This is a genomic window from Neorhizobium tomejilense (assembly GCF_964254135.1).
In the GTDB taxonomy this organism is placed as follows: Bacteria; Pseudomonadota; Alphaproteobacteria; order Rhizobiales; family Rhizobiaceae; genus Neorhizobium; species Neorhizobium tomejilense.
On sequence record NZ_CAXUSO020000001.1, the window covers coordinates 1177906 to 1204893 of the forward strand.

At 59.7% G+C, this 26988-nt stretch carries 23 protein-coding genes and 2 pseudogenes; 16 read left to right on the top strand and 9 right to left on the bottom strand.

Annotated elements, in window-relative coordinates; all coding sequences use genetic code 11:
- Window positions 1–13 precede the first annotated feature (13 nt).
- From ACSQ3G_RS06135 to ACSQ3G_RS06170, 8 genes are all read left to right on the top strand, one after another.
- Window positions 14–592 carry a flavodoxin gene (locus ACSQ3G_RS06135; RefSeq protein WP_436109388.1) on the top strand — a complete coding sequence of 193 codons (579 nt, stop codon included), beginning with the start codon at window positions 14–16 and terminating at the stop codon, window positions 590–592.
- 335 nt (window positions 593–927) lie between these two features.
- Window positions 928–1962 (top strand): substrate-binding domain-containing protein, encoded by a 1035-nt coding sequence (locus ACSQ3G_RS06140; protein ID WP_105424909.1) that lies wholly within the window; start codon window positions 928–930, stop codon window positions 1960–1962.
- Window positions 1963–2150: 188 nt separating this feature from the next.
- The gene (gene pstC / locus ACSQ3G_RS06145) at window positions 2151–3635 is read left to right on the top strand and encodes a phosphate ABC transporter permease subunit PstC (protein WP_436109389.1); all 1485 of its coding nucleotides are present in this window, start codon (window positions 2151–2153) and stop codon (window positions 3633–3635) included.
- Window positions 3632–4951 (top strand): phosphate ABC transporter permease PstA, encoded by a 1320-nt coding sequence (gene pstA / locus ACSQ3G_RS06150; RefSeq protein ID WP_436109390.1) that lies wholly within the window; start codon window positions 3632–3634, stop codon window positions 4949–4951. The genes pstC and pstA overlap by 4 nt, the downstream gene beginning before the upstream one ends.
- 13 nt (window positions 4952–4964) lie before the next feature.
- Complete coding sequence (gene pstB / locus ACSQ3G_RS06155) at window positions 4965–5780, top strand: phosphate ABC transporter ATP-binding protein PstB (protein WP_046668027.1); 816 nt, start codon at window positions 4965–4967, stop codon at window positions 5778–5780.
- 45 nt (window positions 5781–5825) lie between these two features.
- Window positions 5826–6539: a phosphate signaling complex protein PhoU gene (gene phoU, locus ACSQ3G_RS06160; RefSeq protein ID WP_105401106.1), complete on the top strand. Its 714-nt coding sequence runs from the start codon at window positions 5826–5828 to the stop codon at window positions 6537–6539.
- A 21-nt stretch (window positions 6540–6560) separates the two neighbouring features.
- Window positions 6561–7244 (top strand): phosphate regulon transcriptional regulator PhoB, encoded by a 684-nt coding sequence (phoB, locus tag ACSQ3G_RS06165; RefSeq protein WP_037084667.1) that lies wholly within the window; start codon window positions 6561–6563, stop codon window positions 7242–7244.
- A 14-nt stretch (window positions 7245–7258) separates the two neighbouring features.
- Complete coding sequence (locus ACSQ3G_RS06170) at window positions 7259–7945, top strand: winged helix-turn-helix domain-containing protein (protein WP_436109391.1); 687 nt, start codon at window positions 7259–7261, stop codon at window positions 7943–7945.
- 107 nt (window positions 7946–8052) lie between these two features.
- Here the strand turns inward: ACSQ3G_RS06170 and ACSQ3G_RS06175 are convergent, their stop codons facing one another.
- The gene (locus ACSQ3G_RS06175) at window positions 8053–8394 is read right to left on the bottom strand and encodes a helix-turn-helix domain-containing protein (protein WP_436109392.1); all 342 of its coding nucleotides are present in this window, start codon (window positions 8392–8394) and stop codon (window positions 8053–8055) included.
- On the bottom strand, window positions 8378–8653 hold the full coding sequence (locus ACSQ3G_RS06180) for a BrnT family toxin (RefSeq protein WP_436109393.1): 276 nt from the start codon (window positions 8651–8653) through the stop codon (window positions 8378–8380). Before ACSQ3G_RS06180 ends, ACSQ3G_RS06175 begins: the two co-directional genes overlap by 17 nt.
- 624 nt (window positions 8654–9277) lie before the next feature.
- On the opposite strand from ACSQ3G_RS06180, the gene ACSQ3G_RS06185 reads away from it, so the two are divergent.
- Together ACSQ3G_RS06185 and ACSQ3G_RS06190 are read left to right on the top strand one after the other, a co-directional pair.
- Window positions 9278–11308 carry an ATP-dependent nuclease gene (locus ACSQ3G_RS06185; protein ID WP_436109394.1) on the top strand — a complete coding sequence of 677 codons (2031 nt, stop codon included), beginning with the start codon at window positions 9278–9280 and terminating at the stop codon, window positions 11306–11308.
- A gap of 122 nt (window positions 11309–11430) precedes the next feature.
- Window positions 11431–13815: an nSTAND3 domain-containing NTPase gene (locus ACSQ3G_RS06190; RefSeq protein ID WP_436109395.1), complete on the top strand. Its 2385-nt coding sequence runs from the start codon at window positions 11431–11433 to the stop codon at window positions 13813–13815.
- A 251-nt stretch (window positions 13816–14066) separates the two neighbouring features.
- Here ACSQ3G_RS06190 and ACSQ3G_RS06195 read toward each other — a convergent pair whose 3' ends face one another.
- A complete protein-coding gene (locus ACSQ3G_RS06195; protein WP_436109396.1) occupies window positions 14067–14765 on the bottom strand; it encodes a helix-turn-helix domain-containing protein in 699 nt (232 codons plus the stop codon).
- Between the two features lie 206 nt (window positions 14766–14971).
- Between ACSQ3G_RS06195 and istA the strand changes: the two are divergent.
- Together istA and istB are read left to right on the top strand one after the other, a co-directional pair.
- A pseudogene (gene istA, locus ACSQ3G_RS06200) lies at window positions 14972–16541 on the top strand (IS21 family transposase).
- The gene (gene istB / locus ACSQ3G_RS06205) at window positions 16471–17205 is read left to right on the top strand and encodes an IS21-like element helper ATPase IstB (protein WP_142843351.1); all 735 of its coding nucleotides are present in this window, start codon (window positions 16471–16473) and stop codon (window positions 17203–17205) included. Before istA ends, istB begins: the two are co-directional and overlap by 71 nt.
- A 283-nt stretch (window positions 17206–17488) precedes the next feature.
- Here the strand turns inward: istB and ACSQ3G_RS06210 are convergent, their stop codons facing one another.
- Complete coding sequence (locus tag ACSQ3G_RS06210) at window positions 17489–17902, bottom strand: MerR family transcriptional regulator (RefSeq protein ID WP_436109397.1); 414 nt, start codon at window positions 17900–17902, stop codon at window positions 17489–17491.
- A gap of 269 nt (window positions 17903–18171) precedes the next feature.
- Here ACSQ3G_RS06210 and ACSQ3G_RS06215 point away from each other — a divergent pair, with 269 nt between their 5' ends.
- The gene (locus ACSQ3G_RS06215; protein WP_436109398.1) at window positions 18172–18570 is read left to right on the top strand and encodes a GFA family protein; all 399 of its coding nucleotides are present in this window, start codon (window positions 18172–18174) and stop codon (window positions 18568–18570) included.
- A gap of 518 nt (window positions 18571–19088) precedes the next feature.
- Here ACSQ3G_RS06215 and ACSQ3G_RS06220 read toward each other — a convergent pair.
- From ACSQ3G_RS06220 to ACSQ3G_RS06230, 3 genes are all read right to left on the bottom strand, one after another.
- The gene (locus ACSQ3G_RS06220; RefSeq protein WP_436109399.1) at window positions 19089–19721 is read right to left on the bottom strand and encodes a hypothetical protein; all 633 of its coding nucleotides are present in this window, start codon (window positions 19719–19721) and stop codon (window positions 19089–19091) included.
- A gap of 470 nt (window positions 19722–20191) precedes the next feature.
- Window positions 20192–20362: a hypothetical protein gene (locus tag ACSQ3G_RS06225; RefSeq protein WP_436109400.1), complete on the bottom strand. Its 171-nt coding sequence runs from the start codon at window positions 20360–20362 to the stop codon at window positions 20192–20194.
- 738 nt (window positions 20363–21100) lie between these two features.
- Window positions 21101–21496, bottom strand: coding sequence for a DUF1236 domain-containing protein (locus ACSQ3G_RS06230; RefSeq protein WP_436109401.1), 396 nt, complete (start codon window positions 21494–21496; stop codon window positions 21101–21103).
- A gap of 262 nt (window positions 21497–21758) precedes the next feature.
- Here ACSQ3G_RS06230 and ACSQ3G_RS06235 point away from each other — a divergent pair, with 262 nt between their 5' ends.
- From ACSQ3G_RS06235 to ACSQ3G_RS06245, 3 genes and pseudogenes are all read left to right on the top strand, one after another.
- The gene (locus ACSQ3G_RS06235; protein WP_436109402.1) at window positions 21759–22052 is read left to right on the top strand and encodes a DUF1236 domain-containing protein; all 294 of its coding nucleotides are present in this window, start codon (window positions 21759–21761) and stop codon (window positions 22050–22052) included.
- 73 nt (window positions 22053–22125) lie between these two features.
- The gene (locus tag ACSQ3G_RS06240) at window positions 22126–22986 is read left to right on the top strand and encodes a DUF1236 domain-containing protein (RefSeq protein ID WP_436109403.1); all 861 of its coding nucleotides are present in this window, start codon (window positions 22126–22128) and stop codon (window positions 22984–22986) included.
- Between the two features lie 112 nt (window positions 22987–23098).
- Window positions 23099–23434 (top strand): annotated as a pseudogene (locus tag ACSQ3G_RS06245) (L-idonate 5-dehydrogenase); the annotation flags it as partial.
- 100 nt (window positions 23435–23534) lie between these two features.
- On the opposite strand, the gene ACSQ3G_RS06250 reads toward ACSQ3G_RS06245, so the two are convergent.
- Together ACSQ3G_RS06250 and ACSQ3G_RS06255 are read right to left on the bottom strand one after the other, a co-directional pair.
- A complete protein-coding gene (locus ACSQ3G_RS06250) occupies window positions 23535–24893 on the bottom strand; it encodes a hypothetical protein (RefSeq protein WP_436109404.1) in 1359 nt (452 codons plus the stop codon).
- Window positions 24894–24967: 74 nt separating this feature from the next.
- The gene (locus ACSQ3G_RS06255) at window positions 24968–26941 is read right to left on the bottom strand and encodes a DNA cytosine methyltransferase (RefSeq protein WP_436109405.1); all 1974 of its coding nucleotides are present in this window, start codon (window positions 26939–26941) and stop codon (window positions 24968–24970) included.
- Window positions 26942–26988: the final 47 nt, after the last annotated feature.

Here is a 26988-nt window from a genome sequence, read left to right on the forward strand (position 1 = left end):
AGAGGAGGCGGGCGTGAGCCATAAGATCCCGAAACGCACGCTCTTGAAGGCGATATCGCTGACGACCGCAGGTGTCGTCATGCCCCGGGCGCCGGTATTCGCAGCCCCGCAACCCCGCGTGCTGGTGGCCTATTTCTCCCGAACCGGGAACACACGGGTGATCGCGAAACAGATCCGGCGCGCCCGCGATGCCACGCTCTTTGAAATCATGGCGGCCACGCCCTATCCGGAGGATTACCAGGCAACGGTCGCCCAGGCTGCGGCAGAGACCAGATCCTCCTATCTGCCGCCCCTCATGCATTTTGTTGCCGACATACAATCCTACGACACGATCTTCCTGGGCTTCCCCATCTGGGGAATGACCGCGCCGCCGGTGATCCGCTCATTCCTGCTGGCCCACGACCTGGCGGGCAGGCAGGTCGTTCCGTTCATGACCCACGGTGGTTACGGCGCGGGCAACAGCATCGGCGTTGTCGAGGCCCATGCCCCCAGGGCAAACGTCCGCCCCGGTTTTTCCCTGGAAGCCGATCAGGAGAAGCGGACGCTGGATACGGTCTCGACCTGGCTGGACACCATGCCGCGGAGCGACTGAGGCGTTCCGCTGGCCAGATAGAAACTCCCTGTATTCCATGGCAACGATCCGTCGGGCTCCTGCACGACGTCGAACGAGGATGTCACCGATACCGGATCAGATATCCTGATGCGTTCGACGAACTGCGGCGGTGGAAGTGTCCACCCTCGCCAATTCGGTGTCATAACCGATATTCTGTCCCTTCTGCCGAAGCAGGCACGGAGGCTGCAAACCTGTGCAAATGCTGGGGCGCGTCCTTTTCACAAATGAAATAAATCTGTCACAAAACTGTAATGAGCAACAGATAGAGGGTAGCCGACGCCCAAGCGTCAATCCGAATTCCAAGGGAGAAATCCATGAAGAAGTATCTAGGAAGCTGCGCTGTAGCCGCAATTTTGCTGGCCACCGCAGGCGTCGCAACGGCTCGCGATCAGGTTCAGGTTGCCGGTTCCTCCACCGTTCTTCCCTATGCGAAGATCGTTGCAGAAGCTTTCGGCGAAGCCTTCCCGAAGTTCAAGACCCCGATCGTCGAGTCGGGCGGCTCGGGCGCGGGCCTCAAGGAATTCTGCAAGGGCGTCGGCGAAGCCACGATCGACATTGCTAATTCTTCGCGTCCGATCAACAAGAGCGAACTGGAAGCCTGCAAGGCAGCCGGCGTGACTGACGTCCAGGAAATTCGCATCGGTTACGATGGTATCGTCTTCGCGGCCGCCAGCAGCAACGGCGACATGAAGATCGAGCCGAAGGACTTCTACAAGGCTCTTGCCGCTGAAGTGGTTGTTGACGGAAAGCTCGTCGCCAACCCTTACAAGAACTGGTCGGAGATCAACCCGACTCTGCCGAAGGGCCCGATCGCTGCCTATATTCCGGGTACGAAGCACGGTACGCGCGAAGTCTTCGAAGAGAAGGTATTGTCAGAAGGCTGCAAGGAAGTTGGTGCCGCGGAAGCCATCAAGAAGCTCGTTCCGGACGCCAAGCAGGCGACCGCCAAGTGCGTCGCTGTTCGCAAGGACGGCGTTGCTGTGGACATCGACGGCGACTATACCGAGACGCTCGCTCGTATCGCCGCCAACAAGACTGGCGTCGGTGTATTCGGCCTCGCCTTCTACGAAAACAATGCCGATAAGCTGAAAGTCGCCACCGTCAACGGCATCAAGCCGACCGCGGCTGTGATTGCTGACGGTACCTATCCCGTCTCCCGCCCGCTGTTCTTCTACGTCAAGAAGGCTCACCTGGGTGTTGTTCCGGGCCTCAAGGAATACGTCGAGTTCTTCACCTCTGATGACATGATCGGTCCTGACTCGCCGCTCGTCGAGTACGGCCTCGTTGCCGCTCCGGAAGCGCAGCGCGTGCAGCTCCGCAAGGACTTTGCCGCTGGCAAGACCATGTAATTGAAAGACCGGCGCCGCTTTTGAAGCGGCGCCGTTTTCTCTCCGACCGAGGGCTTTTGCCTTGGTGGGGAATCGTCGGTTTTGTGGCGATGGTGTTGCGCGAGGCGCGACGGCGATGCGATTGGTTCCGATGAACGGAGCTGGGCGGTGATGGGTTGCCGCCGAAGGCGGTACGCCGGGGGATTATGATGAACACATCACTAATATTGTTGATTTTGGCGATAATCGGCATAGCCGGTTACGTCGCCGGTGCCCGGTATGCAATGGCACTGGTCGGAGGTATTTCCTCCAAACTTCATTCGCGGCCTGGATATTACGGTTCTTTTGTCGCCGTCTGGGCGATCTTGCCGGCCGTCGTCATTCTTTTTGTCTGGCTGGTCGCCAGCCCCATGTATATCAGCTCCTCGGTGCGCGGTGCGTTTCCCGAAGAGGTGAAAACTCAATCGCAGGCCGAGCAGGGCCTGAGCTACGGCATGATCACCTCGATTGCCCGCGGCATGAATGCGCTGACCGGCGATGAGATCGCCCGCATCGAAAATAATCCGGTGGAGCTTCGTGCTGCGCTTGGCGCCAAGGGCGTTCCGCTTGCGGGTGATCCGCAGCCCTTCATGGTCAAGGCCGCTGCCGAACTGAACAGGATGACCTTCGTCAGCCGTGTCCTCATGACGATCCTCGTTCTGGGGGCTTCCATCGGCGGCGCCCTCTTTGCTTACCGCCAGATCGCACCGCGCTTCCGTGCCCGCAACCGGGTGGAAAAAGTGATCCTCGGCAGCCTCGTCGTCGCTTCTTCGATCGCCATTCTGACCACGGTCGGCATCGTCGCATCGATGCTGACGGAAGCCGCCCACTTCTTCACCGCCATTCCCGCCTGGGAATTCTTCTTCGGCACGGTATGGGATCCGCGTTTTGCGGCTGCGGGTTCGGGTGGCTCCGAAGGTCAGTTCGGCCTCATTCCGCTGCTGCTCGGCACGCTCTATATCGGTTTCGTCGCGATGCTCTTCGCGGTTCCGATCGGCCTCTTTTCGGCAATCTACATGTCGGAATACGCCTCGCCGAAGGTCCGCTCGGTCGCCAAGCCGCTGCTCGAAGTGCTCGCCGGCATTCCGACCATCGTCTACGGCTTCTTCGCATTGACGACAGTCGGTCCGTTCCTTCGCGACATTTCTTCGCAGCTGAACGGCCTCGTCACCGGCGATTATGCCAACTTCATCCAGGCACAGAGCGTTCTGACGGCCGGTTTCGTCATGGGCATCATGCTGATCCCCTACGTCTCCTCGCTGTCGGACGACATCATCACGGCAGTGCCTCGCGCCCTGCGTGACGGTTCGCTCGGTCTCGGCGCCACCCGTTCGGAAACCATCAAGAAGGTCGTCCTGCCGGCCGCTCTGCCGGGCATCGTCGGCGCGCTCCTGATGACCGCCTCGCGCGCCGTCGGCGAAACCATGATCGTCGTGCTTGCGGCCGGTGTCGCCGCCCGCCTGCAGATCAATCCGTTCGAGCCGATGACGACCGTGACCGTGAAGATCGTCAACCAGCTGACGGGTGACCTTGAGTTCACCTCGCCGCAGACCCTGGTTGCCTTCGCGCTGGGCATCACGCTGTTCGCAATCACGCTTTGCCTCAACATCTACGCGCTCTATATCGTGCGCAAATACCGGGAGCAGTACGAATGACCGATGTGGTTTCTCCCGCCGCCGGCATCCCCAAGGCCAAGTCCGTCCGTCGCGATATCGGCATCAAGCGCCGTTACGCTGCCGAGCGTCGCTTCCGCGCCTATGGCATCGCCGCGCTTTCCTTCGGCATCATCTTCCTGATGCTTCTCCTGTGGTCGGTAGTCTCCAAGGGTTACACCGCGTTCCAGCAGACCATGATCACCATGCCGGTCGAGTTTTCGCAGCAGATCATCGACCCGCAGAACGAACGGGCCACCAACCCGCAGAAGCTGATGACGGCAAACTATCCGGTCGTCGCCCGCAACGCGCTCGCCAAGCTGCTCAACGTCAGCGTGGACGACCGCGTCGCAGCCCGCGCAGTCAACCAGATGCTGTCGGATGGTGTCCGCGTTCAGCTGCGTGACCTGGTGGTCGCCAATCCGGCGATCATCGGCACGACGCAGACGGTAAGACTGCTCGCTTCCGGCGATATCGACTCGGCCTACAAGGGCCAGATCGACCTCAACGTCGGCCAGGAGAACCGCAAGATCAACGACCAGCAGCTCGGCTGGATGACGCAGCTCTCCGACAGCGGAGCGCTTGCCAAGCATTTCAACGGCGGCATTTTTGTCAACGGCGCATCGAGCCGTCCGGAAGCGGCCGGCGTCGGCGTCGCGCTCATCGGCTCGTTCTACATGATGCTGATCGTGCTTGTCCTGGCGCTGCCGATCGGCGTCGCCGCCTCGATCTATCTCGAGGAGTTCGCCCCGAAGAACAAGTTCACCGACCTGATCGAGGTGAATATCAACAATCTCGCGGCCGTTCCCTCGATCGTCTACGGTCTTCTCGGTCTGGCGGTCTTCGTCAACTTCATGGGTCTGCCGCGTTCCGCCTCCTTCGTCGGCGGTCTGGTGCTCACCCTCATGACGCTGCCGACGATCATCATCGCGACCCGCGCGGCACTGAAGGCCGTGCCGCCATCGATCCGGGCGGCCGCCCTCGGGCTCGGCGCATCGAAGATGCAGACGATCTTCCACCATGTCCTGCCGCTTGCCATGCCGGGCATCCTGACCGGCACCATCATCGGCCTGGCCCACGCACTCGGCGAAACCGCGCCGCTGCTCCTGATCGGCATGGTGGCCTTCGTCGCCAACTATCCGACCACGCCGCTCGACCCGTCGACGGCGCTGCCGGTCCAGATCTACATGTGGGCGAACGAAGCGGAGCGCGCGTTCGTCGAGCGTACCTCGGGAGCAATCATCATCCTGCTCCTGTTCCTCATCCTAATGAATGTTGGCGCAATTCTCTTGCGGCGTCGCTTCGAGCGGCGCTGGTAGAAGGAGTATGACAATGAATATGATGTCAGAATCGGCAGTAGAAAAGGCGCTGGACCAAAAGATGAGCGATGCTTCCCACAAGATGATCGGCAAGGACGTTTCGGTTTACTACGGCGAAAAGCGTGCGCTTTTCGACGTGAACCTCAACGTCCGCGAAAACACTGTGACGGCTCTCATCGGTCCTTCCGGCTGCGGCAAGTCCACCTTCCTGCGCTGCCTCAACCGCATGAACGACACGATCGAGAATTGCCGCGTCACCGGCAAGATCACCCTCGACACGGACGATATCTACGACAATAACATCGACGTCGTGGAACTTCGCGCCCGCGTCGGCATGGTGTTCCAGAAGCCGAACCCGTTCCCGAAGACCATCTACGAGAACATTTCCTACGGTCCGCGCATCCACGGCCTTTCCAAGAACAAGGCCGACATGGACCAGATCGTCGAGGCGAGCCTGCAGCGCGCCGGCCTCTGGGGCGAAGTCAAGGATCGCCTGCACGAATCCGGCACCGGCCTCTCCGGCGGCCAGCAGCAGCGTCTGTGCATCGCCCGTGCGATCGCCGTGTCGCCGGAAGTCATCCTCATGGACGAACCCTGCTCGGCTCTCGACCCGATCGCCACCGCCAAAGTCGAAGAACTCATCCATGAACTGCGTGCCAACTACACGATCGTGATCGTGACGCACTCGATGCAGCAGGCTGCCCGCGTGTCGCAGCGCACCGCCATGTTCCATCTCGGCCAGCTCGTCGAGGAGAACGACACCGACAAGATGTTCACCAATCCCGACGATCAGCGCACCCAGGATTACATCATGGGCCGCTTCGGCTGATCCAGCCGATTGTGCCGCCTGAAAATCAATTTTGAGGACTAGAAGATGGCATCGACCCATATCCTGTCGGCTTATGACGACGAACTGAAATACCTGAGCCGCCGCATCTCCGAAATGGGCGGCCTCGCCGAGCAGATGTGCTCGGACGCCGTGCGGGCGCTGGTCAATTCCGACGCCGCACTCGCGCAGAAGGTCATCTCCGACGACGTGATCCTCGATCACGCCGAGCGCGAGATCGGCGACAAGGCGATCATCACGATCGCCCGCCGCCAGCCGGTTGCGGCCGACCTTCGCGAGATCGTCGGTTCGCTGCGCATCGCCTCCGATCTCGAGCGCGTCGGCGACCTTGGCAAGAACACCGCCAAGCGCGTTATCGCGGTTCAGGGCACCGGCGTTCCGCGCAAGCTCGCCCGCGGCCTCGAACATCTCTCCGATCTCGCCCTCGTGCAGCTCAAGGACGTCCTCGACGTCTATGCGACGCGTTCGGCGGAAAAGGCCGAGGCGATCCGTAGCCGCGACGAGGAAATCGACGCGATGTACACCTCGCTGTTCCGCGAGCTCCTCACCTACATGATGGAGGATCCGCGCAACATCACCACCTGCACGCATCTTCTGTTCTGCGCCAAGAACATCGAGCGTATCGGCGACCACGCCACCAATATCGCCGAGACCATCTACTACATGACGACGGGCGCCCAGCCGGAAGGCGATCGTCCGAAGGACGACTCGTCGAACACGCTCGGCGCGATCACTGAATAGAACTGACGGAGCAGGCCAAGAATGCTGCCGAAAATCGCTGTCGTAGAAGACGAAGAAGCGCTGAGCGTGCTTCTTCGTTACAATCTGGAAGCCGAGGGTTATGAGGTCGATACCGTTTTGCGGGGCGACGAAGCCGAAATTCGGCTTCAGGAGCGAGTACCGGACCTTCTGATCCTGGACTGGATGCTGCCCGGCGTTTCCGGCATCGAACTCTGCCGCCGGCTGCGCATGCGCCCGGAAACCGAGCGCCTGCCGATCATCATGCTGACGGCCCGCGGCGAGGAGAGCGAACGTGTCCGCGGCCTCGCCACCGGCGCCGACGACTATGTGGTAAAACCCTTCTCGACGCCGGAACTGATGGCCCGCGTCAAGGCCATGCTGCGCCGGGCCCGGCCCGAGGTGCTCTCCAGCGTTCTCCGCTGCGGCGATATCGAGCTCGATCGGGAAACCCATCGCGTTCACCGCAAGAGCCGCGAAGTGCGCCTTGGCCCGACCGAATTCCGCCTGCTCGAATTCCTGATGGCAGCGCCAGGGCGGGTCTTTTCCCGCTCGCAGCTTCTGGACGGCGTCTGGGGCCACGACATCTATGTCGACGAGCGTACCGTCGACGTCCATGTGGGAAGACTTCGCAAGGCACTCAACTTCTCCAACATGCAGGATGTCATCCGCACCGTCCGCGGTGCCGGATACTCCATGGAAACATAGTTGGTGGCCACGAGATGAGCGCGCGGGTCCTGTTGGTCGACGACGACGAGTCGTTCCGTCTGATATTGCAGAAAGCCCTCGTGGCCGACAGCTTCGTCGTATCGATGCTGGCAAGTGGAGCCGAGATCTCAGATCGCCTGAAAGCCGTTCCGCCGGATATCCTGGTCATGAGTTCGGATCTTCCGGGCGTGCGAGGTCTCGAGGTCTGCCGCGAGGTGCGTCTCGACCCTGTCCTGTCGCGCCTTCCGATCATCCTCCTCGTGCCGTCGGGTGGCGAAGGCCTTCACATTATCGCGCTGGCGGCAGGTGCCGACGATTGCCTGATGAAGCCATTTTCCCCGGTCGAGCTCGTCGTCCGTGTGAAGAACCTGCTGAGGCGCGTCAATCCCGCCCTCCTGGACCACATGCTCAAGGTCGGCGATCTCACGCTCGACCGGGAAGCCCATCGAGTTCACCGGCAGAAACGCGAGGTCAAGCTCGGGCCGAAGGAGTTCAAGCTCCTTGAATTCCTGATGCGGACACCGGGCAAGGTCTATTCCCGCTCGGAGCTCAAGGCATCCCTATGGGGCGACGACACGACCGTCGATGAGCGCGCGATCGACGTCCATATAGGCCGGCTTCGCAAAGTCATCAGCCTTGGCAAGTCCGACAACGTGATCCGGACCGTGCGCGGCGCCGGATACGCATTGGGCGATTTCTGACGCCTTCTCGTTGGACTTGAGTCCAACCTTTATCCTGACCGTCTCATTGCGACCCGGCGGACCATTGCCATGGAGGCTGGCGAAGCAGCATTCGGCGTCTATTGAAACTATGCAGCGCCTTTTATCAACGCCTCCGCCGTACCTTGCGGGTCGACCGCAATCACCTTCAGATATGCCTTTGCCGGTTGGTCCGGTTCGGATCGACCTTGTTCCCAGTCGCGCAACGTGCCGAGCGGAATCTGGTAGCGGCCGGAAAACTCTTCCTGGGTCAGGCCGAGCGCGCGTCGGATGACCTTGACCTGCGGCATGCGGGGAGCGGAGCGGATCTGTTCGCCCGTCATGGGTGGGTTGTCCGGGTCCCCGAGCGCATTGGCTTCCGCTTCATCGTCGCTCATGGCGTCAAAGCGAGCCCAGTTCGATTGTTGTTTTTTATTATCTGGCATCTTCATACTCCCGACGCTCCGCCCGCGTTGCTTTTCTGGCTGATATGAGCCGGATCGTTTCACTGCGCTCGGTATAGATAACAGTCAGGAAGCGACCATTGCCGAGTCCGATGATGCGTCGTCTGATCTCACCGTAATCCATCGATCTGTCTTCGGTATCGAAGGCGAATGGGTCTTTAAAAACCGCGGAGGCGTCGGAAAGGCTGATGCCATGTTTGGCGAGGTTCAGCGCCGCCTTTTGTTCATCCCATTCAAAATCTAACATGGTTGACTACGGGTTTCCAGTAGTTCTCATGTGCTATTTCGAAGCTGCCTTTCCTGTCGCGGCCAGCCTGGTATCGACATTTCATTTCCTTCTCCGCAGACAAATCCCCGCGGTGAACTCAATCACCGCAGGGATCACTTTATCCCAATATAGGTTGCGGAAAAGCGGTTATGCCACTTCTACGCGGCCAATAGGTTTGTCCCAGCCGTTTCCAGGATTCCAACGACTTAGAAGCCGCCGCGGCCACCAAAGAATGTCCCAAATGACAGCTTGGTTTGTCCCAAACCTGCAAACGCCTGATTTTGCTTGCTGTTTGGCAAGCCGCGTGGCGGAACAATCCAGGGAAGGAAGTCGCGTTGTGACGATCCGGTTGCGAACACGAGGCTGCCGTCCGGATGGCGATGGAATGGCGACGAGAAGGATGCAGGTTGGAGAGTTCCGTCGGCGATCACGGCTTGGCTGCAAACGGCTTGGCTGCAAGCAGATGCGCGCGCGTTAGGATACTCCCGGATGTACACGATACGTGGTAGCCAGGCTTCAACGGTTTACTGACAAGGGCGAGCGGATCGCGCTTGCATTTCCGCCATTTGAAATCGAATAGTGATGCTCACGGGGGAGGCTACGATGCAGCTTGAGCGTGCGCGCGTAAAGAATTTCAGATCACTTCGCGACGTCGACGTTTCATTTGGCGCCCATACTGCGCTGATCGGCGGCAATGGCGCAGGTAAATCTTCGATCCTGAAGGCAATCGAGAAGTTCTACTCGACTTCGAAGAGCTGTGATGCTGATGACTTCTTCGGACGCGATCAAGGGCAATCGATCGAAATCGAACTAACTTTCCATCAGCTCGGCGATCAAGAAGTCGCTGCGTTCGAGAACCGGGTGCGCGATGGCAAATTGGTCGTTACTCGTATTTTTGACGGAGGTGCCTCAAGCGGACGCTATCAAGGCCTCGTCCCGCAGATTGCGGACTTCGTGGCGATCCGGATGCATACCGGTGCGACGCCTAAGCGCGCTGCCTACAATGCCCTGCGGGAGAATAATCCGTTGTACGCCGACCTACCCAATGCTGGCAGCGCAGCAGCGGTCGACCAAGCGTTGCGGGATTGGGAAGCTAACCATCCCGACCAGTTAGTGCTGTTACCCGACGATGGTCAGTTCTTTGGGTTCCAGAACAATAGCCGCGGCAAGCTCCAGCGGCACACGAGTTTCGTGTTCATCCCTGCGGTGCGCGAGGCGTCGGCGGACGCGGCGGACAGCAAGACGAGTGTCATCGGCAAGTTGCTCGAACTACTCGTGCGCAGTCAGATTCTCCAGCGACCAGACATCCTAGCGTTCAAGGCGCAGATGACCGAAGCCTATCAAGCTCTGGTTTCCGCCGAGAATATGCCCGAACTCGGCGCACTCGCTGGGACGCTCACCGCCGACTTGCGAGGTCTGTACCAGGATGCCGAAGTTTCGTTGAACTGGCGTGAAATCGGGGAGATGCCGGTCCCGTTGCCAATGGCGGATGTGTTCCTTAAGGACGATGGCTTCGGTGGTCCGGTGGACAGACAAGGCCATGGTCTCCAGCGCGCCTTCATCTTTACGCTGCTACAGCATCTTGCGCGAACGGCGGTGCCGGAGGCCGACGACGCGCCCGTAGAGGGTGACGTTGGTGGCGGCGATGGTGCGCCGGCTGCCGCCGCGGTCCAGGCACCGACACTCATTCTCGCTATCGAAGAACCTGAGCTGTATCAGCATCCGACTAAGCAGCGGCATTTCGCGGAAGTGCTGCGGGGCCTGAGCAGCGGCACGCTTCCCGGTGTCCAAGGTTACACGCAAGTTATCTTCGGCTCGCACTCACCGATGTTCATTTCAATGGGGAAGGCCGATGAGATCAGGCTCACTCGGCGCTCACCTTGTGCGGACAGCGAGTTAAAGCAATGTACCTTGCAAGCGCTCGATCTCGGTATCGTTGCGCAGAAGCTCGAACAGGGCTGGGGTAAACCCGCTGGCACCTTCAGCGCAGAGACATTGATGCCGAGGCTCCACATTCTTGGTGCTGAGTTGGCAGAAGGCTTTTTCGCCAACGGCGTCATTCTGGTCGAGGGTCGAAGCGATAAAGCGGCGCTGACCGCGACGGCGCGGATGCTCGGCGTGAGTTTCGAGGCTGCAGGTATCGCCATCTTGTCCGCTGAAGGCAAAGCCAATCTCGATCGCCCCTATGTAATCTTTCGTGAGCTGGGTATCCCGACCTTCATGCTATGGGATTGCGACCAGCAATTGGTCGAGTCCAAACGAACGCCGGCAACCGATCTTGCTTTAAGTAAGCTCGCCAAGCCGGACGATCATTTTGACGCCGCGCCGACCCATGATCTCATAACCGATTGCTACGCGCATTTCGAAAAGACGTTGGAGCACAAGCTCAAGGACGATCTAACGCCCGAAGTGCACGCGGCGTGCCTTGCTGCTGCCTGCGAACCATTTGGTGTGCATCCCAACAACGATACGCAGAAAATCCCAGAAGTTGTCTATCAAACAATTCTGCGCGCCAGAGAACATGGTCGCGAAAGCGATATGCTCAAGAATCTCGTCCGCACCATGTGGCGTTTCTTCCGCAATGAGGAAATTCCGGAACCGGCTCAGGCGCAAGCTTCGGTCGTAGCCGCCTGATCCGCTGCCAGAGCGCCGCTCAAGAAGGTGCGGAGCGTTGTGAGCTTGGTCTTGGTGGCAGTCATGGATCAGCAATATCGTATCGTATGCCATCTGTGCCATATTCAGAACTGGGCCACACGTTGGCCGAGATCCTTTGGGGGCAGAAATTGAAGCATGTGGATGGTGCGGGCGACATCGAGGCGGAAAATCTGATTCCCGCGCCCAATCGGATGGCCGTCGGCCCCTGGTCCGATCTGGCACTTCATACGATTGGCTGGCGCGCATTTCAGGATCTTTGCTCGCAAATTTGCGAGGTCGCGCTCCGTCGACCTGTCGAGATTTTTCGGGAGGCCCAGGACGGCGGTCAGGATGCGGTCTTTCTCATCCCTTCCGACGATCCCGCGGGTGCTCACATAGGTACGGTTCAATGCAAACACACGTCGGATGCCGCGAAGGCGCTCAGGACAAGTGATCTCAATTCAGAAATCGACCACGTTCGCGAACTGGTCGCGAACGGCCAAGCAAACACTTACGTATTCATGACCAACATGAGCGTTGACGCGGGCGTCGCGAGGGAAATCCGCACGCGCCTTCGCGAGCTCGGGGTTCGCAAAGCCCACATCCTCGGGCGCCAATATGTCGTTCGTACCATCAGAGGCAGTGCCCGGCTGCGGGCGCTGGTGCCCCAGGTTTACGGGCTAGGCGATCTGACTTCGATTATCGACGAGCGCCTAACCCAGCAAAGCCGCGCGTTGCTCGACAATTGGATACCCAAGCTTAAAACTTATGTTCCGACCCGAGCCCACCGCGATGCGGTGCGGGCGATCGGAAATCACGGCATAGTGCTCCTGCTTGGCAACCCTTCAAGCGGCAAATCCGCGATCGGTGCAATCATTTCCACAATCGCCTCTGAGAACCCCAATAATACCGTTCTCGCCCTGACGAGCCCGCGGGATTTCGAGGCAGGCTGGAATCCAAGCGATCCCGGCCGTTTCTTCTGGATCGACGATGCGTTTGGTTCGAACCAAGTGCGCGAGGACTATGTTCAGGATTGGACCTCTGCCTTCACCAAGCTTCGAGCGGCAATCGGGCACGGCAATCGTTTCCTTCTAACCTCACGAAAACACATCTACGAAGCGGCCCGCCGCCGCCTCGGTCAGCGCAATCTACCGCTCTTTGCGGATGGACGGGCCGTCGTCGATGTCGGTGTGCTGACCGCAGAAGAAAAGGCGCAAATCCTCTACAATCACATCAATTACGGGGGCCAAAGCCAGAGCTGGAAATCGAGTGTGAAGCCGCATCTCGAAGCGGTTGCAGCCGTCCACGAATTCCTGCCGGGGATCGCCGAGCGGTTGGGTGACCCCTCTTTTACCAAGAGCCTTGCACCGCGAGAAGCTTCCCTAGTACGCTTCATGCGCGAGCCTCGCGAACATCTCATCGACACAGTCAACGCGCTTGAACCCGTCCTGCAGGCAGCGCTCATCCTCGTCTATGTGCATCAGGGTGCATTCAGGATCACCGGCTTCGATCCGGAAGCCGCTGCCGCAGTGGCAGAGTTAACCGGATGCGGCCTGCCGCAGATTCAAGATGCCTTCGCCGATCTGAAGGGGTCGTTTCTCAAGGCCTCCGGCAGCGGCGCGGCGACGATCTGGACTTTCGCCCATCCTACTATTTCGGACGCGCTGACAGAAATCCTGAGTGAGAAACCCTTCATGATGGCGGCCCTTCTTCGGGGGGCTACCATCGACACCGTGTTGGACAACTTCACCTGTGAGGGATCGCACGACATTCCGAATGCGTTGACCATTCCGGCAAGCCTCAACGACATGCTGGTAGAGCGTCTGGTGCGAACGCCCGACGAGGCCGAACGAACCTGGTCTCTGTTCACTTTCCTCGCCTATCGAGCGAGCGATGCTGTCTTTGAAAAGCTGATCCGGCTCGATCCCGACATCCTGAAACGCAAGACATGGGCAACCACCGTGATTGCCAACAGTCCCAAGCTAGTTACGCACGCCCGTGCTCACCGCGCGAGGCTACTGGATGACGATTTGCACGAACGCGCTGCTCTTTCGCTCGAGAGCGCGGCAGCGGACGAGTTCGACCTGTCGTTTTTCGACAATTCAGCGATGTTAGAGCTTGTCCCTGCCGAGCGGCTCGTCCGCCTTGGAATGTCGCTTCGCATTCAGAGACTGCCTAAACTCGAGGACAAGATATCTGAAATCACCGACGGCGCCGATCTCGATGAGGACCCGGAGAGCCACTTCGAGACGATCGCCAATGCCCTCGCGAAACTGGAGGATCTGCAGGTCGATGATGAAGGTGAGGAGCTGATTGATGTCGCCCGTAAGAAGATCAAGCGTTCTATTCAGCTACTTGAGGAACGCAAGGAGGAGCGCGATAACGAGTCCGACGACAATTCCGATTGGAGTCACATCGTGACCGCCTCTACCGTCGAGGCGCTGGCACCGACCAAACCCGCTGAGACAACACCCCGGTCGATATTCGAGGATGTCGACAGCGCCTAGCCCAAGGTAGACATGGCTGGAATCACGACGTAGCCGCAAGCATATGCGCGCGGTTGGATACTCTGCAGACATCCCTTGCGTTTACCAAGAGAGCTGATGTCGCAGCCTCGACTGCGTCGACCAGTCAAACTGAAAGCCCCGCCCGGCAGCGTGCCGAACGGGGCCTCGATATGACGTACAACTAGATCGCTTAGCGACCACCGCCGCACCCAAAGTTGGCAGTATCACCAAGGTGCCGGGGTCGGCGGCCTCTATAGTCGCCCCACGACCATTCGGTCTGCGATATCGCGTGGGATGAGCATGACATTCACCTGTTCGACAGGAAACGCGGGGCTCGCCCGGCTGCGACGGAAGCGGACCAGCAACTCTCCCTTCGGAATGCCGGATTCCTTGGTCAGCATTCCAAGAGTGACATATCGCCTGCGGAAGGCTTCGACTTCCTCTTCGTCAAACAGTTGTCGCTGATGCTGCCCGAACTTCCCGGGATTGAATTGCTTCAGGTCGATCAGTGACCGCAGGGTGTCGCGCTTGATCCCGAGCCTTTCCGCGGTCTCTTCGGAGGATAGTCCGTGAGGCCGCCACAGCGCCGCGTCGACCTCGCTCTTGTTCAGCATCAGGCGCGACGCGAGATGCCCGTCCTTCTTCATTGCGACGGACTTCAGCTTCCCTCTGAGAACGAGGTCGAGAATGGTGCCCTGCTTCTCTCCCTGGATCTTGGCGACATTCGAGAGCGAAACCATGTCGCTCGACACTTCGACCGTCACAGCGTCCTCGAGCTTCTGCCTGAATGCGAGGAGTTCAGCCCGCGAGAAGCGGTCGAACATGAGGTAGTCGAGTTCGGCAGTGGATCGGCGAGTGATCTGCATCGGGACGAAGATGCCTTCATCGACAAGCCGTGAGAAAACGTGTTCCTGGCATCCGAGAATCTTTGCGGCATCTCTGCGGATCACGCCATCGTTCAGGATTTGGATCGCCTCGTCGGCCCCGGCACGAGTGATGAACTGCTCTCCCTTGGAGGGGCGGTGGCTTTCAAGGTGGCCCAGGCTGTGTTTCGGCGTGGAATATTGACCCCTCTGGCGGGGTGACCGGCGTCCAATTTTGACCCCCCACCTGTTTCGTCTGACCATCTGTCTTTTGAAGGCGGATGGAGGGGGAGTTGAAGCGAGTGGATACGATTGCGCGTGTTCGTCGAGCCTTCCATGTGCAGGGCTGGTCGGTGAAGAAGATCGTCCGGGAGCTGCATGTGTCCCGCAACACGGTCCGCAAGATTTTGCGATCCGATGAGACCGACTTTTCCTATGAGCGAGAACGGCAGCCGTTGCCGAAGACTGGAGCTTGGAAGGCCGAGATCGAGCGATTTCTGGCAGCCAACGAAGGTAAGCCTTCTCGGGAACGGCTGACGCTGATCCGGATTTACGAAGAGCTTCGGGCACTGGGTTACGACGGCAGCTACGATGCGATCCGACGCTTTGCGAAGAGCTGGTCGAAAGATCGAGGCGTTGTGACGGCTGAGGCTTATGTGCCGCTCTACTATGCACCGGGCGAGGCCTATCAGTTCGACTGGAGCCATGAGATTGTCCTGATCCAGGGCGTGACGACGACGGTGAAGGTGGCGCATGTCCGGCTCTGCCACAGCCGGATGATGTTCGCCCGAGCCTATATGCGCGAGAGCCAGGAGATGGTGTTCGATGCCCATGACAAGGCCTTCGCCTTCTTCCGTGGCACCTGCACGCGCGGCATCTACGATAACATGAAGACTGCGGTCGAGGCGGTGTTCGTCGGCAAGGAGCGACAATACAATCGCCGCTTCCTGCAGATGTGCAGCCACTATCTGGTCCATCCCGTTGCCTGCACGCCAGCATCCGGCTGGGAGAAGGGGCAGGTCGAGAACCAGGTTGGCCTCGTGCGTGAGCGCTTCTTCACACCACGCCTCAGGGTTAAAAGCCTGGAGGAACTGAATGTCTGGCTGCTCGACAAATGCGTTGCCTATGCCAAGGCCCATAGCCATCCCGAGCAGACGACCCAGACGATCTGGCAGATGTTCGAGGCCGAACGCGGCAGCCTCGTGCATTATGTTGGCCCATTCGATGGCTTCCACTGCGTTCCGGCCTCGGTGTCGAAGACGTGCACTGTCCGTTTCGACAACAGCAAATACTCCGTCCTGTCGACCTCCGTCGGCCGTCCTGTGGAGGTCCACGCTTATGCTGATCGGATTGTCATCAAACAGGACGGGGTGACGGTCGCTGAGCACCGGCGCAGCTTCGGCCGTGGCGACACCGTCTACGATCCCTGGCACTATGTCCCCGTCCTCGCTCGCAAACCCGGTGCCTTGCGCAACGGCGCTCCTTTCCGGGAATGGGTTTTGCCAGCCGCGATGGAGAAGGTGCGCAAACGGTTGAAGAGCGTCGATGACGGTGATCGGCAGATGGTCACCATACTCGGATGTGTTCCCGCTGATGGTCTCACGGCAGTTGAGGCTGCTTGCCAGGAAGCGCTTGATCACGGCGTCTGCTCTGCCTCGGTGATCATCAACATTCTGGCTCGAAGCCGCGACCAGGCTCCCGCCGCAACCCTGCAAATCCCGGATGCGCTTCGACTGACCCATGAGCCGGTCGCCGACTGCGCCCGTTACGACAGGCTCAGGAGGGCAAGTTGATGGAACGCACGCAGGTTCTCGAACTGATGAGCACGCTGAAGCTCTACGGAATGCGCAGTGCCTACGATGAGGTCATGGGCAATGGCATCAAACGGCAGCACGAACCGCCGCGCATTGTCGGTGACCTCCTGCAGTCGGAGATCGCCGAGAAGCAGGCACGCTCGATCCGCTACCAGCTCAGCATCGCCAAGCTGCCGTTGGCAAAAGATATTGACGACTTCGACTTCGCCGATACGCCCGTCAATGAATCCCTGGTGCGTGAACTGGCCACCGGCACGTTCGTCGCCGACCAGCGCAATGTCGTTCTCGTCGGCGGCACGGGAACCGGCAAGAGCCATCTGGCTATCGCAATTGCCCGTGCGCTCATCCGCAACAGCACACGCGGTCGCTTCTTCAACGTCGTCGATCTGGTCAATCGGCTGGAAACGGAAACACGCAATGGCAAGCAGGGTCGGATGGCGGATTACCTTACACGCCTCGACTTCATCATCCTCGATGAACTCGGCTATCTGCCGTTCGCACAGGCCGGTGGTCAGCTCCTGTTCCACTTGATCAGCAGGCTTTACGAGCGCACTTCGATCATCGTCACCACGAACCTCGCCTTCGGCGAATGGCCGTCGGTGTTTGGCGATGCGAAGATGACGACAGCTCTCCTCGACCGGCTGACCCACCATTGCGAGATCGTGGAAACCGGCAACGAGTCCTGGCGCTTCAAAAACCGATCTCAAAGCTAAAGCCGAAGAGCCTAAACACCCGCACTTGGCCTACCCTCTGCAACCCCGGCCAGCGCCGGGCAGGCCAAGCGCTGATCGCCTACAGGGGGGTGAAGATTGCACGCCGATAAGGGGTCAACATTCCGCGCCGATTGACAGAAGCGTGCGCAAACGTGTTTCGGCACGTGAAATATCACAGCAGGCGCCGATCCTTTTGAAGTTTCTTGACACAGGGGAGCGGCCTGGGAATTGCGGTGCGGACCCACCGAGGCCTGCATAGCCCGATCGACGCCGGGATACTGCTTCAGTCGGAATCAATGCCCGCGTGGTGGCAACGGGCCAGTGACTGGATCACCCCGGATTTTTGGCCTGGTGATGACTGGCGGCTCGAGATCTGCTCGAGCTCGCTTTCGAGCTTCTTCAGGCGGCCGATCCGTTCGCGGACTCCGGCGAGCTGCTCAGCCGCGATGCGGTCCGTTTCAGTGTCCGAGATGTCCGGGCGCGCGCTCAGGTCGATCAGATCCCGGATCGCTTCGATGCTGAGGCCGAGATCACGTGCATTTCGAATGAAGGCGAGGCGGTCCTGCTCGTCGGCGGTATAGCGCCGCTGGTTGCCTTCCGACCTGCTGGGGCGGGTAAGCAATCCCGACTGCTCGTAATAGCGGATCGTGGAGACGTTCGTCCCCGTCGCTTTCGAAAGCTGTCCGATAGTGAGCACAGAACCCCCCGCTCTTCGGTGATGTCGCGGCACGCTGTCGATCGGCAGAGTCAGGGAATTGGTCCTGCAAATCAAGCCTTAGAATTCCATGGGTTCGATCCGATCTTCAAGGATTCGCTCGGCCTTCGCCCGACCCGATGTCGGATCCGCTCCCGCTCAATCGAGATCGGATCCGGATGAAGCTCTCTCGCCAGCCATTCAAGATCTGAGAACACCAGTGCGATCCAAAACGGGCATCAAGCGTTGGGAGCGAAACAGGAGGCTTCAGGATGAGACAGGCGGCATGCAGGTGCGGTGAGCTGAAGATCAGATGCCAAGGTGATCCCGTCAGAGTGTCCGTCTGTCACTGTCTGGAATGCCAGCGACGCACGGGTAGCGCCTTCGGTGTTCAGGCTCGCTTTGCGACGGCGGACGTCAAGATCGAGGGCGACTTCTCCATATACGAACGCACGAGCGATAGGGGCCGATGGGCGAGATATCGCTTCTGTCCGAAATGCGGCTCCACCGTCGCCTATGAAAACGAGAGTGCTCCCGGCCTAATCGCCGTTCCGGTCGGCGCATTCGGGGATCCTGATTTCCCGCAGCCGGAACGATCAAGCTACGAGCGCCGGCGGCATCGATGGGTCTCGATCGTCGGACGCTACATAGATCATCTGTGGGACGGCTGAGCACCTCTCAACCGAGCACCGGCCCCTTTCTCCAGACAAGTTTGACGCCATGCAAGATCCAGCTTGGGGCCGCGAGCGATGATAGCTTCTCTCGACGCCATCGAGCGCAATGTCGTTCGCAAGCGCCCAGGCGTCATCGTTTGGTATCGTCTCGAGTATGGGTCGCTCTTCATCGTTCTCTATCGATCGCCCATTCTTGCCCAGATATCCTCCCAGCGGCGGAACTCCTCGGCGAGCTCCCGTCTTCTCTCTTCTCTGGCAATCGGTCTCGCCAGTGGCGACCTTCTCTCCATAATCTCAAAATGCTGGCGGAGGCCGCCTGCTTGCGAGAAACACGAACAGTCCGACTGTGACCAGCAAAAGAACGCCAGATGTCATCAAGATCGGGGCGAGCGCTATCTGTTCGGTAAGGCACAGACCATGTGAAGTGGCTTCGTTTCTCATTTCGAATACAATTTCCTGCCAAGCTGCAGCAGAAATAGCGGAGAGGTATCGAGCGGCCAGCGTCCCGTACATTTTTATTCTAGTAGGGACCGAATCCTTGCGAGGTCCGCGGACGTTGCGGCGCGATTGACAATTGTCCGGCCCCGATTATCGCGCATGACGTAGCGACCATTGGTAACAACCTCCTGCATGCCGTTACGGTGGCGAATCTCAAGCGCAGTCCCCGCCGATGTAAGAGCATCGCGTGTCGGTGGGTTCACCTCGTTCGGTGAAAGACCGGTCGTGGGTTTACTTGCTCCCTTCGAGGCGCTGCTCGCAGCATTGCTGTTGCCCTTTCCGCCACCATTTCCATTGCCACCGCCACCGCCGCCGCCACCGCCGCCGCCGCCGCCGCCGCCGCCGCCGCCGCCACCGCCGCCGCCGCCGCCGCCGCCGCCGCCGCCGCCACCGCCGTTGCCGCCGCCGCCGTTGCCGTTGCCGCCGCCGTTGCCGCCGTTGCCGCCGCCGCCGCCGCCGCCGCCGCCGCCGCCACCGTTGCCACCGTTGCCGCCGCCGTTGCCGCCACCGTTGCCGTTTCCATTCTGAGCTGATGCTTCGCGAACGCCCAGGGCGAATGCGGCCCCGCTGATGGCGATGCGGGATGACGAGAGGACGCCAGACAGAGAGGCCCAGCACCCGCCAATGATGATCTGCCTGCGCGATACCATTCGAAAACTCCGTGCCTTCGCCAATCTATCTCCGCACCCACAACGTTAACAGACCTTCCTCGGTTTGGTTCATTCGCCTAAGAGGTCACAAGCCAGCCGCTTCTTCTGTGCGTGGTGAATTAGCGTTCGTCTTCGTGGCGCTCAAGGACACCAATGGCCCATTCCAGCCAGGCTGGAACCTCTCGCTCTCCGGCTTTCCAGCGGCGAACTGATCGCGCATGTATCCCGACCCGCCTCGCGAGGGCTGACTGCCAACCCCTTCCATAGATAGCTCTGCCGCGTCGTTCAAACTCTTCAGGTGTCACTTTGGAAACTTTCCTTGTTTGGAGGTTAGCAGATCGACCGTGTCGAATGGCAGCGAACTATTTTCCAGGGCGCCTAGCAACCTAGACCACCTAAGTTTTATGCTGCAGTCACAACGTCTGTAGGCGGACCTGAGCCCCGTGGCCTTACCGGCCGCGGGGCTTTTCTTATTGGCACCAGTCGTTCCTGTTGCCCGGCCGCCTATCGCGCGCAGTACCGTCCCGCAACAGGATTTGCCCAATCTCCCGGCCGTCCGGCAGATTGACCAGCGGACGGTCGAAATCATCCATGCCCTTCGCCTCGGCCTTGATCCGCTTGCCTCGGATGAGGTCGGCCATCCTCGACCAGCTTGGCGGCCTGTGACGCGGCCGCCGCATAGCGACAGTGCGGCATGATGGGCGAGCCTCTCCAGCCACTCGGTTAGGCTTCGCTCCACATCCATTGCCGATGTTTGAGGCTCTCGCAGTCGCACCTGCTCCCAATAAGGCCTGAGTCCGCCCTGCCGATCCGGAGGCAACGCGCTAGATCGATGTTTTTCAATTTGGAAGGAAACATCATGAAGCATGTCTCGATAGTTCTCGCGGCACTTCTGACGCCGCTCCTACTCGGAGCAGGCACCGCGGCTGCCGATCCATGGAAGGATGAGAGTGGCAATGGCTTCGACAAGCGGCGATCGAACGGAGACGGTCAGTACAGACGAGGTGAGCGCGAACGACGCCGTACCGCGGCAATCCCGCGGGGCCACCTTCCTCCGCCCGGTGAATGCAGGATGTGGTATCGCGGAGTTCCGGCAGGGCAACAGCCACCGCCGTACCGTTGTTAGGCTTTCCCGCAGCGGATTCTCCTGGCGGTCAGTGGATTTCAGGATTTCGTCGTCAGTGCCAAGTCCTCAGGAATATAGACACGGGCAGGGGAGTTTTTGGAGGAGTCGTTGAGGACGAGAAGTGCGACGACCATTCCCACCATGGCCATCAAGACCATCAGGAGGGGAGTGCTGCTACGACTGCTTCTGGGCTGATTGTATATCATGACCGATCCAAGACGGTCGGGCGTGTATGCACGCCCGACCGTGCCAATTAGTTGATGACCTGGATGACCTTCCGCGAAGAAGGCTCGACAATCACGCGCTGCTCGTTCACGACCGCGTAGGCGTAGTTCGGATTGTCCGGCACTGCCTTGACGACGACAGTCGAGGGTAAGGGCTGGCCGACGACCACCTTTTCCTTCACGAAGACCCGCTCCGTCGGTGCGGGCAAGTCACGCACATATGTGACGACAGTCGGCGGCGGCGGATCGATTGCCGTACCTGCGACCGCCCCGACTACCCCACCGACCGCAGCCCCGACAGGACCTCCCACGATAGCGCCGGTTACTGCACCGCCAGCCGCACCGTTGACAGTGGACGACTGAGCAAAGGCTGTTCCGCCTGCCAGCGCGAACATAGCCGTCGCCAGGATGAGTTGCTTCTTCATTGGGATTTCCTCCTTGGTTGCTGCGGCCGAAGCCGTGAGCCATCAACGTGGGCCCACATACGACGTTCCTTCCTCAGGACTTCGGTCCAGGCGCCATAGGCCTTTGTGCCCAATGCTGGACGGATGGGTTGGGCCTTAGGTCCCAGAGCTTTCGGACCGAAGTCCGAGCCCCGGAACACGATGATCCTTCCACGGTTGTTCCAACACCTCGCGAGGCGAGTGCGGGAACAAGGAAAAGAAGGATAACATGATGAGAAAGTACATGATTTTCGCAGCAGCAGGCCTAGCCGCCATGGCAGGATCTTTCGCCGCTTCAGCACAGACCGTCGTCATCGCCCCGGAGCAGGAAACGGTGATCAAGGAGTACGTCACCAAACAGAAGGTGAAGTCCGTGGATGTTCCGAATGTCACCGTCAGCGTCGGTGCATCGCTACCTGAAACGGTCGAACTCCACACGGTCGACGTCCCGGACGTGAAGTACCGCTATGCCGTTGTCGGCGGAAAAACCGTGCTGGTTGAGCCGAGCACCCGCAAGGTCGTGCACGTCATCAACTGATCAGCTTGGAAAATCTTCGCGTCCTGTAGTCGTCGGACATGTGGACGCCGCAAACCCAAAATGGAGAACCAACATGAGATTCTTTGATGGGAAAGCCCTCCTCGTCGCCCTGCTTGCAGGCTCCACACTTTCGCTTCCCGCACTCGCCCAGAATTCGTCGGGCGGCTCTGCCGATCCGAGGCTTCTTCCCAAGGAGGGAACCTCCAAGCAGGGCTCGGCCTCCGGTAGCCAAGGCACCAAGGCCACCACTCCAGAGGCTGGCGCCTCGGGCCAGTCGGCAGGCAGCAACAGCCCGGAGGCAAAGCAGCCGGCGCAGGATCAGGCCCAGTCGGAACAGCTCCGCAAGCCCGGTGAAGCAGGTAGCGGCGCGTCGAAGGACGGCCAGAGTGCTGCCACCAAGGACAGCCAGAGCAAGACCGGCACCGACGCGGCCCAGACGGATGATCAGAAAAAGAAGATGAATCAGGACGCCGCCGCCGGTTCGGCCACTGATCAGACAAAGCAGTCGGCCCAGGGCTCCGGCACTTCGACCGAAAAGAAGGATATGAACGCGGCCGGCAGCACCACTCAACCAAACGCCGACACCAACACAAATACAGCGACCGGTACCCAGCAACGCCAGTCGAGCGAGACTGATGCGGCCTCGGCTAACCGGCCCTCGAACGAGGTCACCGGCAGCATCAATATCTCGACCGAGCAGAAGACCGAAATTCGAAACGTCATCGTGCAGAACAAGGTCGAGCCGATCAAGCCGAGCTTCAGCGTGTCGGTCGGCGTGGCAGTCCCTAAAACGGTGGAACTGCATCCGCTTCCGCCGAGGGTTGTCGAAATTCTCCCGGCCTATCGCTCGTACCGCTACTTCGTGCTTGCCGACAATCGCATCGTGATCGTCGAGCCGGATACATACGAGATCGTTTACATTCTCGTGGTCTGACTTCGGCCGCCACGTCTGGAGGGAGCGCCGCTGGCCGGGGAGGGCAGCGGCGCTCTCTCTTGTTCGGGACATGCTCCGACCGCTGGCACGCTCCGGGAGGATGTCCATCACCAACAAGGGCTATCTCGACCTGCAGTTCGAGGGTTGCGGCAACGAACGCGCCGTACGCGCCGGCCTGGAAGTGCTCCGGCCCCGCTCGACGCTGGTCCAGCTCGGTCTCGGCGGCGACGTCGCCATCCCGCAGAACATCGTGGTCGCCAAGGAAATGGAGATGAAGGGTACCTTCCGCTTCCACGAGGAATTCGGGCTTGCCGCTGACCTCATCGGAAAACGCCGCGTCGATCTGAAGCCGCTGCTCACCGACTCTTTCCCGATAGAGGAGGCGGTAAATGCGTTCGAGGCGGCGGACGACAGGACCAGGTCGATGAAGGTCCAACTAACGTTCTGATAGGCCGCAGCTTAATTCCCCTAAGGGCCGAGGTGGTGGACGTAAACGCGGCTCAACAGCTCAACTGTCGTGCCGTGATTTTTCGTGGGAAGGCAGGCGCTCATCGGGCTGAGCATATGCCTTCTTTGACCGGCCCATTGAGCTTGGCTTGAGAGTGTAAGACCGGGCAGTTGGTCGGGCCTTTGCACGACCACGCGACTGTCTTATGAGGCCAGCAGTTATGCTGCCAAGCGCGCCCCTTAATAACAAATTCCAGTTGGTAACGTGCGTTGATCCAATGCCGTTCGCCGGTTCCTACTGGCATTGAAATATAGTAGTCCAGTCCACTCCGATCGGCCTCTCTGACGATAGTGCCAGAATAACTGGTCTCACTGGTTACGCTCATATCGCCCATCACCAAGTGCGCCTTGCAAAGCTCGTATCCTGCCGGAGCGTGGAAGAATCCATTGGTGTCAGAGCCTTCATTGCGGGTGATTTCATTGGATACCCGGGCAGCCTCGTCTGCTGTTCTTTTGCATGCGACTGGCTGACCTGAATAGTAGGTACAGATGGCTATGCCTATCGACTTCGCCTCTTTAGATTCCACGAGTTCTTGTAGTGACTTCGTTAGAAAACTGCCCGCAGCAGTGCGGTTGACACACACTTTCTCGCTAACCGCTCTGTCGACGACTGCTTCAGCGTTGCCACTTTCAGTCATTCTATAGAAGTATTTTGACGGTCTCCAAGCAGTAGACCAGTCCAAATAGGACTGAAGTAGCGATATTTCGGTATCTTCTCCGCCACTAACTGGTGCAATACCAAGCAGAGACCCGCTATCTTTGGAAAAAATGAAATCGGATCGTGGTTGGAACGCACCGTTAGCGCATTGGACCTTGAACCGATCATCGTCAGCGTGGTCCACCCTGCAGTCACGACGCACGAACTTGTTTTCAGTCGCTCGGATGATGAAAATTTCCTCGCCAGCTCGGGGAGGCTTTTTTACAACATAGACTTGTCCGAATTGAGCCGAGGCCTTTTTATCGACCTTATGCATAAATAGGTTGGGATATTGTTTAGAGACCTTCTTCCCATAGACTTGGGCATCTAGGCTAAGTCTCACGCCGCCCCAGGTGTCATTCTGAAAGGACACTTTGGTCCAGTAGGGCGAAGTCTCCTCACGGACGGTTCCGAACATGAAAGATCCGCCTCCTTGCTGGTCGGCGGGGATTGGCTCCGGCTTGCTCATACTGAACTGACAGACTGTGAGGATAGTGTCATTCTCGATGATTACTGCAGGACATTGACCGCGTCTATTGTCGCCGACCGATCCGCGGAGCATCCCTATCGGTGCGGCCAGGATGCGTACAGTATCCAGTGTGTGCAGCTCATTGATTAGCTCGAACTGATAGGCATAGTCTTCCGCGGCACCCGCCGACGAGACCAAAATCCCCCAAAGGAACGCAACCTGACACGATCTCATAGCGACCTCCTCCAAGAAGCCATTCAAGAACGCTGTTCAGTCTCCCACGCCAATTCAACAAATATCATGAATGCCTAATTGACGAAACTCCTTTCGGTCGCATGGTCCAGAAGGGAAACAATTTCGGCATACGGAACCACCGCCCCCGAGGAGGTGTCGGAAACTGGAGAAAGTGGAGGCGAAATAATCTGATGTCTTCGATTCGCCCGTGGCCACAGCATCGCCTCCATGTCCCACCGCACCCCCTTTATCGCCGAGTGCAACGCCAGCCCAACGGCGGCCGCCATTCTGGGCGGAAACGCGTTGCCGATCTGATCGGCCACTGCCTGCTTGCCGCCGCAGAATTCCCAATCATCCTCGAAATTCTGAAGGCGGGCACGCATCCGTGCCGTCAGGGCAGGAACGAAGCCCGGCTTCGATGCCTGGTCCGGGGTCGGTGCCTGATCCGGGAGACCCGCGATATCGACACCTTTGCCTCCCCAACGAGCGGCTTCCTTCCGACGAGGCTTGCCGCGTCGGGTGACGATTGTTGACGCCGTCGCGCCATGACCGATGAGATCGCCACTCCTATCGCGGATCGGCTGCTCCCGGCGTTCGCGCGCCCAATCGTGGGCGCCGGTCCAGCCATTTACCGCCATGAGATCCACCAGGACGTCGCCGATGTTGCTCCGGCGCTCCGGGAACGTGGGAGGCATGCGGAACGCTGCGGCCAAATCCGCCTTCATGCCTACGATGAAGATGCGGCTGCGGTCCTGGGCGATGCCGAAATCCAACGCATTCGCGCGATGGATCTCAACCTGATATCCGATGCGCCGGAATTGTCGGAGGACATTGGCAATGTGATCAGCGTGCCGGGCGTGGAGCAGGCCGTCGACATTCTCGAAGAGGAACGCCCGGGGCCTGATCTGGTCGACCACCCGCACACCTTCCAGAAGCAGGTCGCGAGGATCTTCCTTGCCCAGCCCGTAGCCGTCAGATGAATAGGGCTGGCAGGGCAGACCTCCGGCAACGAGGTCGATTTCCAACTGACGGTACAGGCGGAAATCCAGTTTGCGGATGTCGTCTTCGATAACGGTCCAGTCGGGCCGATTGCGCCGCAGCGTTGCCGCGGCGTGCCTGTCGAATTCGATGAGGGCGACGTGATCGAAGCCCGCCCGCTCTAAGCCGATCGCCATGCCGCCCGCTCCGGCGCACAGTTCGACGACCGTCGGACGCTCATGTTCCGACGGCAGTTCGCGCAAGGCACTTGCTTCCGTTCTGCTCTCCCGGGGCGCGCTGCCGCTCAGCGCGAAGAGCGACAGGAGCCAAGGATGAATGTCACCGGGCGCGATTTCTCCTGCTCCGACAGCGACCGCCAGGGTTCCGGCCGCGAGATGCGTGAGTGCGAGATGGGCACAAGCAAGCTCATGAGCCGGCGACCGGGGCCGGTGCTGGTCGGGGCTCCGCTGGTCGGTGCCGAACAAGGATTCGAACCGTTCGAGCAGCTCGCTTGCAGTCGCGCGGATATCGTCGGCCTCGATTTCAACGGCTTCCCGGATATCAACAATGCTGCTGACGAAGCTATGGAGATCCGCCTTGAACCGAGCGGCGACAATGTCGCTGGCCTTGCGGGCCACGGCCGCGGCCAGCTTTCCCTGGCGTTCCGCGATGACCTGCATTGGGGTCAGCTTCGCTTCGTGCAGGCGCTTGCGGATCGCGGAGATCTCCTTCGCGTCGATCCGCGCACCGATGTCCATGCGCTCCAGAATCTCCTCGCGGGCATCCGGCTCTGCGGCGACGAGCGCCTTCAGAACCGGGAACGAGACTCGGCGTCTGGCCAGGAGATTCTCCGATCCCTTCAGCGTCTTCCGATAGCGGACATAGGTCGAGAGCTCGGACGTCGGCAGATTGCACGACACCCGCAGGAATTCCCGCGCCTCACGCTCGGTCGTGACCTCAAGCAGTTTCTCAACCTCGACGGCCATCTGCAGGATTCGATTCGTCATCTGCGCCTGCAGTTCGATGATCCGTTTCTTCGCCGCCGCCAGCGCTTCCGCTTTCGAATTCATGTTGCCCCAACTGCCTCGATATCGATCACTTCCCGATACCGGTCCAC

Coding starts and splice junctions, on each gene's coding strand:
- ACSQ3G_RS06140 (WP_105424909.1), top strand. CDS start 928: ATGAAGAAGTATCTAGGAAGCTGCGCTGTAGCCGCAATTTTGCTGGCC.
- pstC (WP_436109389.1), top strand. CDS start 2,151: ATGAACACATCACTAATATTGTTGATTTTGGCGATAATCGGCATAGCC.
- pstA (WP_436109390.1), top strand. CDS start 3,632: ATGACCGATGTGGTTTCTCCCGCCGCCGGCATCCCCAAGGCCAAGTCC.
- pstB (WP_046668027.1), top strand. CDS start 4,965: ATGAATATGATGTCAGAATCGGCAGTAGAAAAGGCGCTGGACCAAAAG.
- phoU (WP_105401106.1), top strand. CDS start 5,826: ATGGCATCGACCCATATCCTGTCGGCTTATGACGACGAACTGAAATAC.
- phoB (WP_037084667.1), top strand. CDS start 6,561: ATGCTGCCGAAAATCGCTGTCGTAGAAGACGAAGAAGCGCTGAGCGTG.
- ACSQ3G_RS06170 (WP_436109391.1), top strand. CDS start 7,259: ATGAGCGCGCGGGTCCTGTTGGTCGACGACGACGAGTCGTTCCGTCTG.
- ACSQ3G_RS06175 (WP_436109392.1), bottom strand. CDS start 8,394: ATGAAGATGCCAGATAATAAAAAACAACAATCGAACTGGGCTCGCTTT.
- ACSQ3G_RS06180 (WP_436109393.1), bottom strand. CDS start 8,653: ATGTTAGATTTTGAATGGGATGAACAAAAGGCGGCGCTGAACCTCGCC.
- ACSQ3G_RS06185 (WP_436109394.1), top strand. CDS start 9,278: ATGCAGCTTGAGCGTGCGCGCGTAAAGAATTTCAGATCACTTCGCGAC.
- istB (WP_142843351.1), top strand. CDS start 16,471: ATGGAACGCACGCAGGTTCTCGAACTGATGAGCACGCTGAAGCTCTAC.
- ACSQ3G_RS06215 (WP_436109398.1), top strand. CDS start 18,172: ATGAGACAGGCGGCATGCAGGTGCGGTGAGCTGAAGATCAGATGCCAA.
- ACSQ3G_RS06220 (WP_436109399.1), bottom strand. CDS start 19,721: ATGGTATCGCGCAGGCAGATCATCATTGGCGGGTGCTGGGCCTCTCTG.
- ACSQ3G_RS06225 (WP_436109400.1), bottom strand. CDS start 20,362: ATGGCCGACCTCATCCGAGGCAAGCGGATCAAGGCCGAGGCGAAGGGC.
- ACSQ3G_RS06230 (WP_436109401.1), bottom strand. CDS start 21,496: ATGAAGAAGCAACTCATCCTGGCGACGGCTATGTTCGCGCTGGCAGGC.
- ACSQ3G_RS06235 (WP_436109402.1), top strand. CDS start 21,759: ATGATTTTCGCAGCAGCAGGCCTAGCCGCCATGGCAGGATCTTTCGCC.
- ACSQ3G_RS06240 (WP_436109403.1), top strand. CDS start 22,126: ATGAGATTCTTTGATGGGAAAGCCCTCCTCGTCGCCCTGCTTGCAGGC.
- ACSQ3G_RS06250 (WP_436109404.1), bottom strand. CDS start 24,893: ATGAGATCGTGTCAGGTTGCGTTCCTTTGGGGGATTTTGGTCTCGTCG.
- ACSQ3G_RS06255 (WP_436109405.1), bottom strand. CDS start 26,941: ATGAATTCGAAAGCGGAAGCGCTGGCGGCGGCGAAGAAACGGATCATC.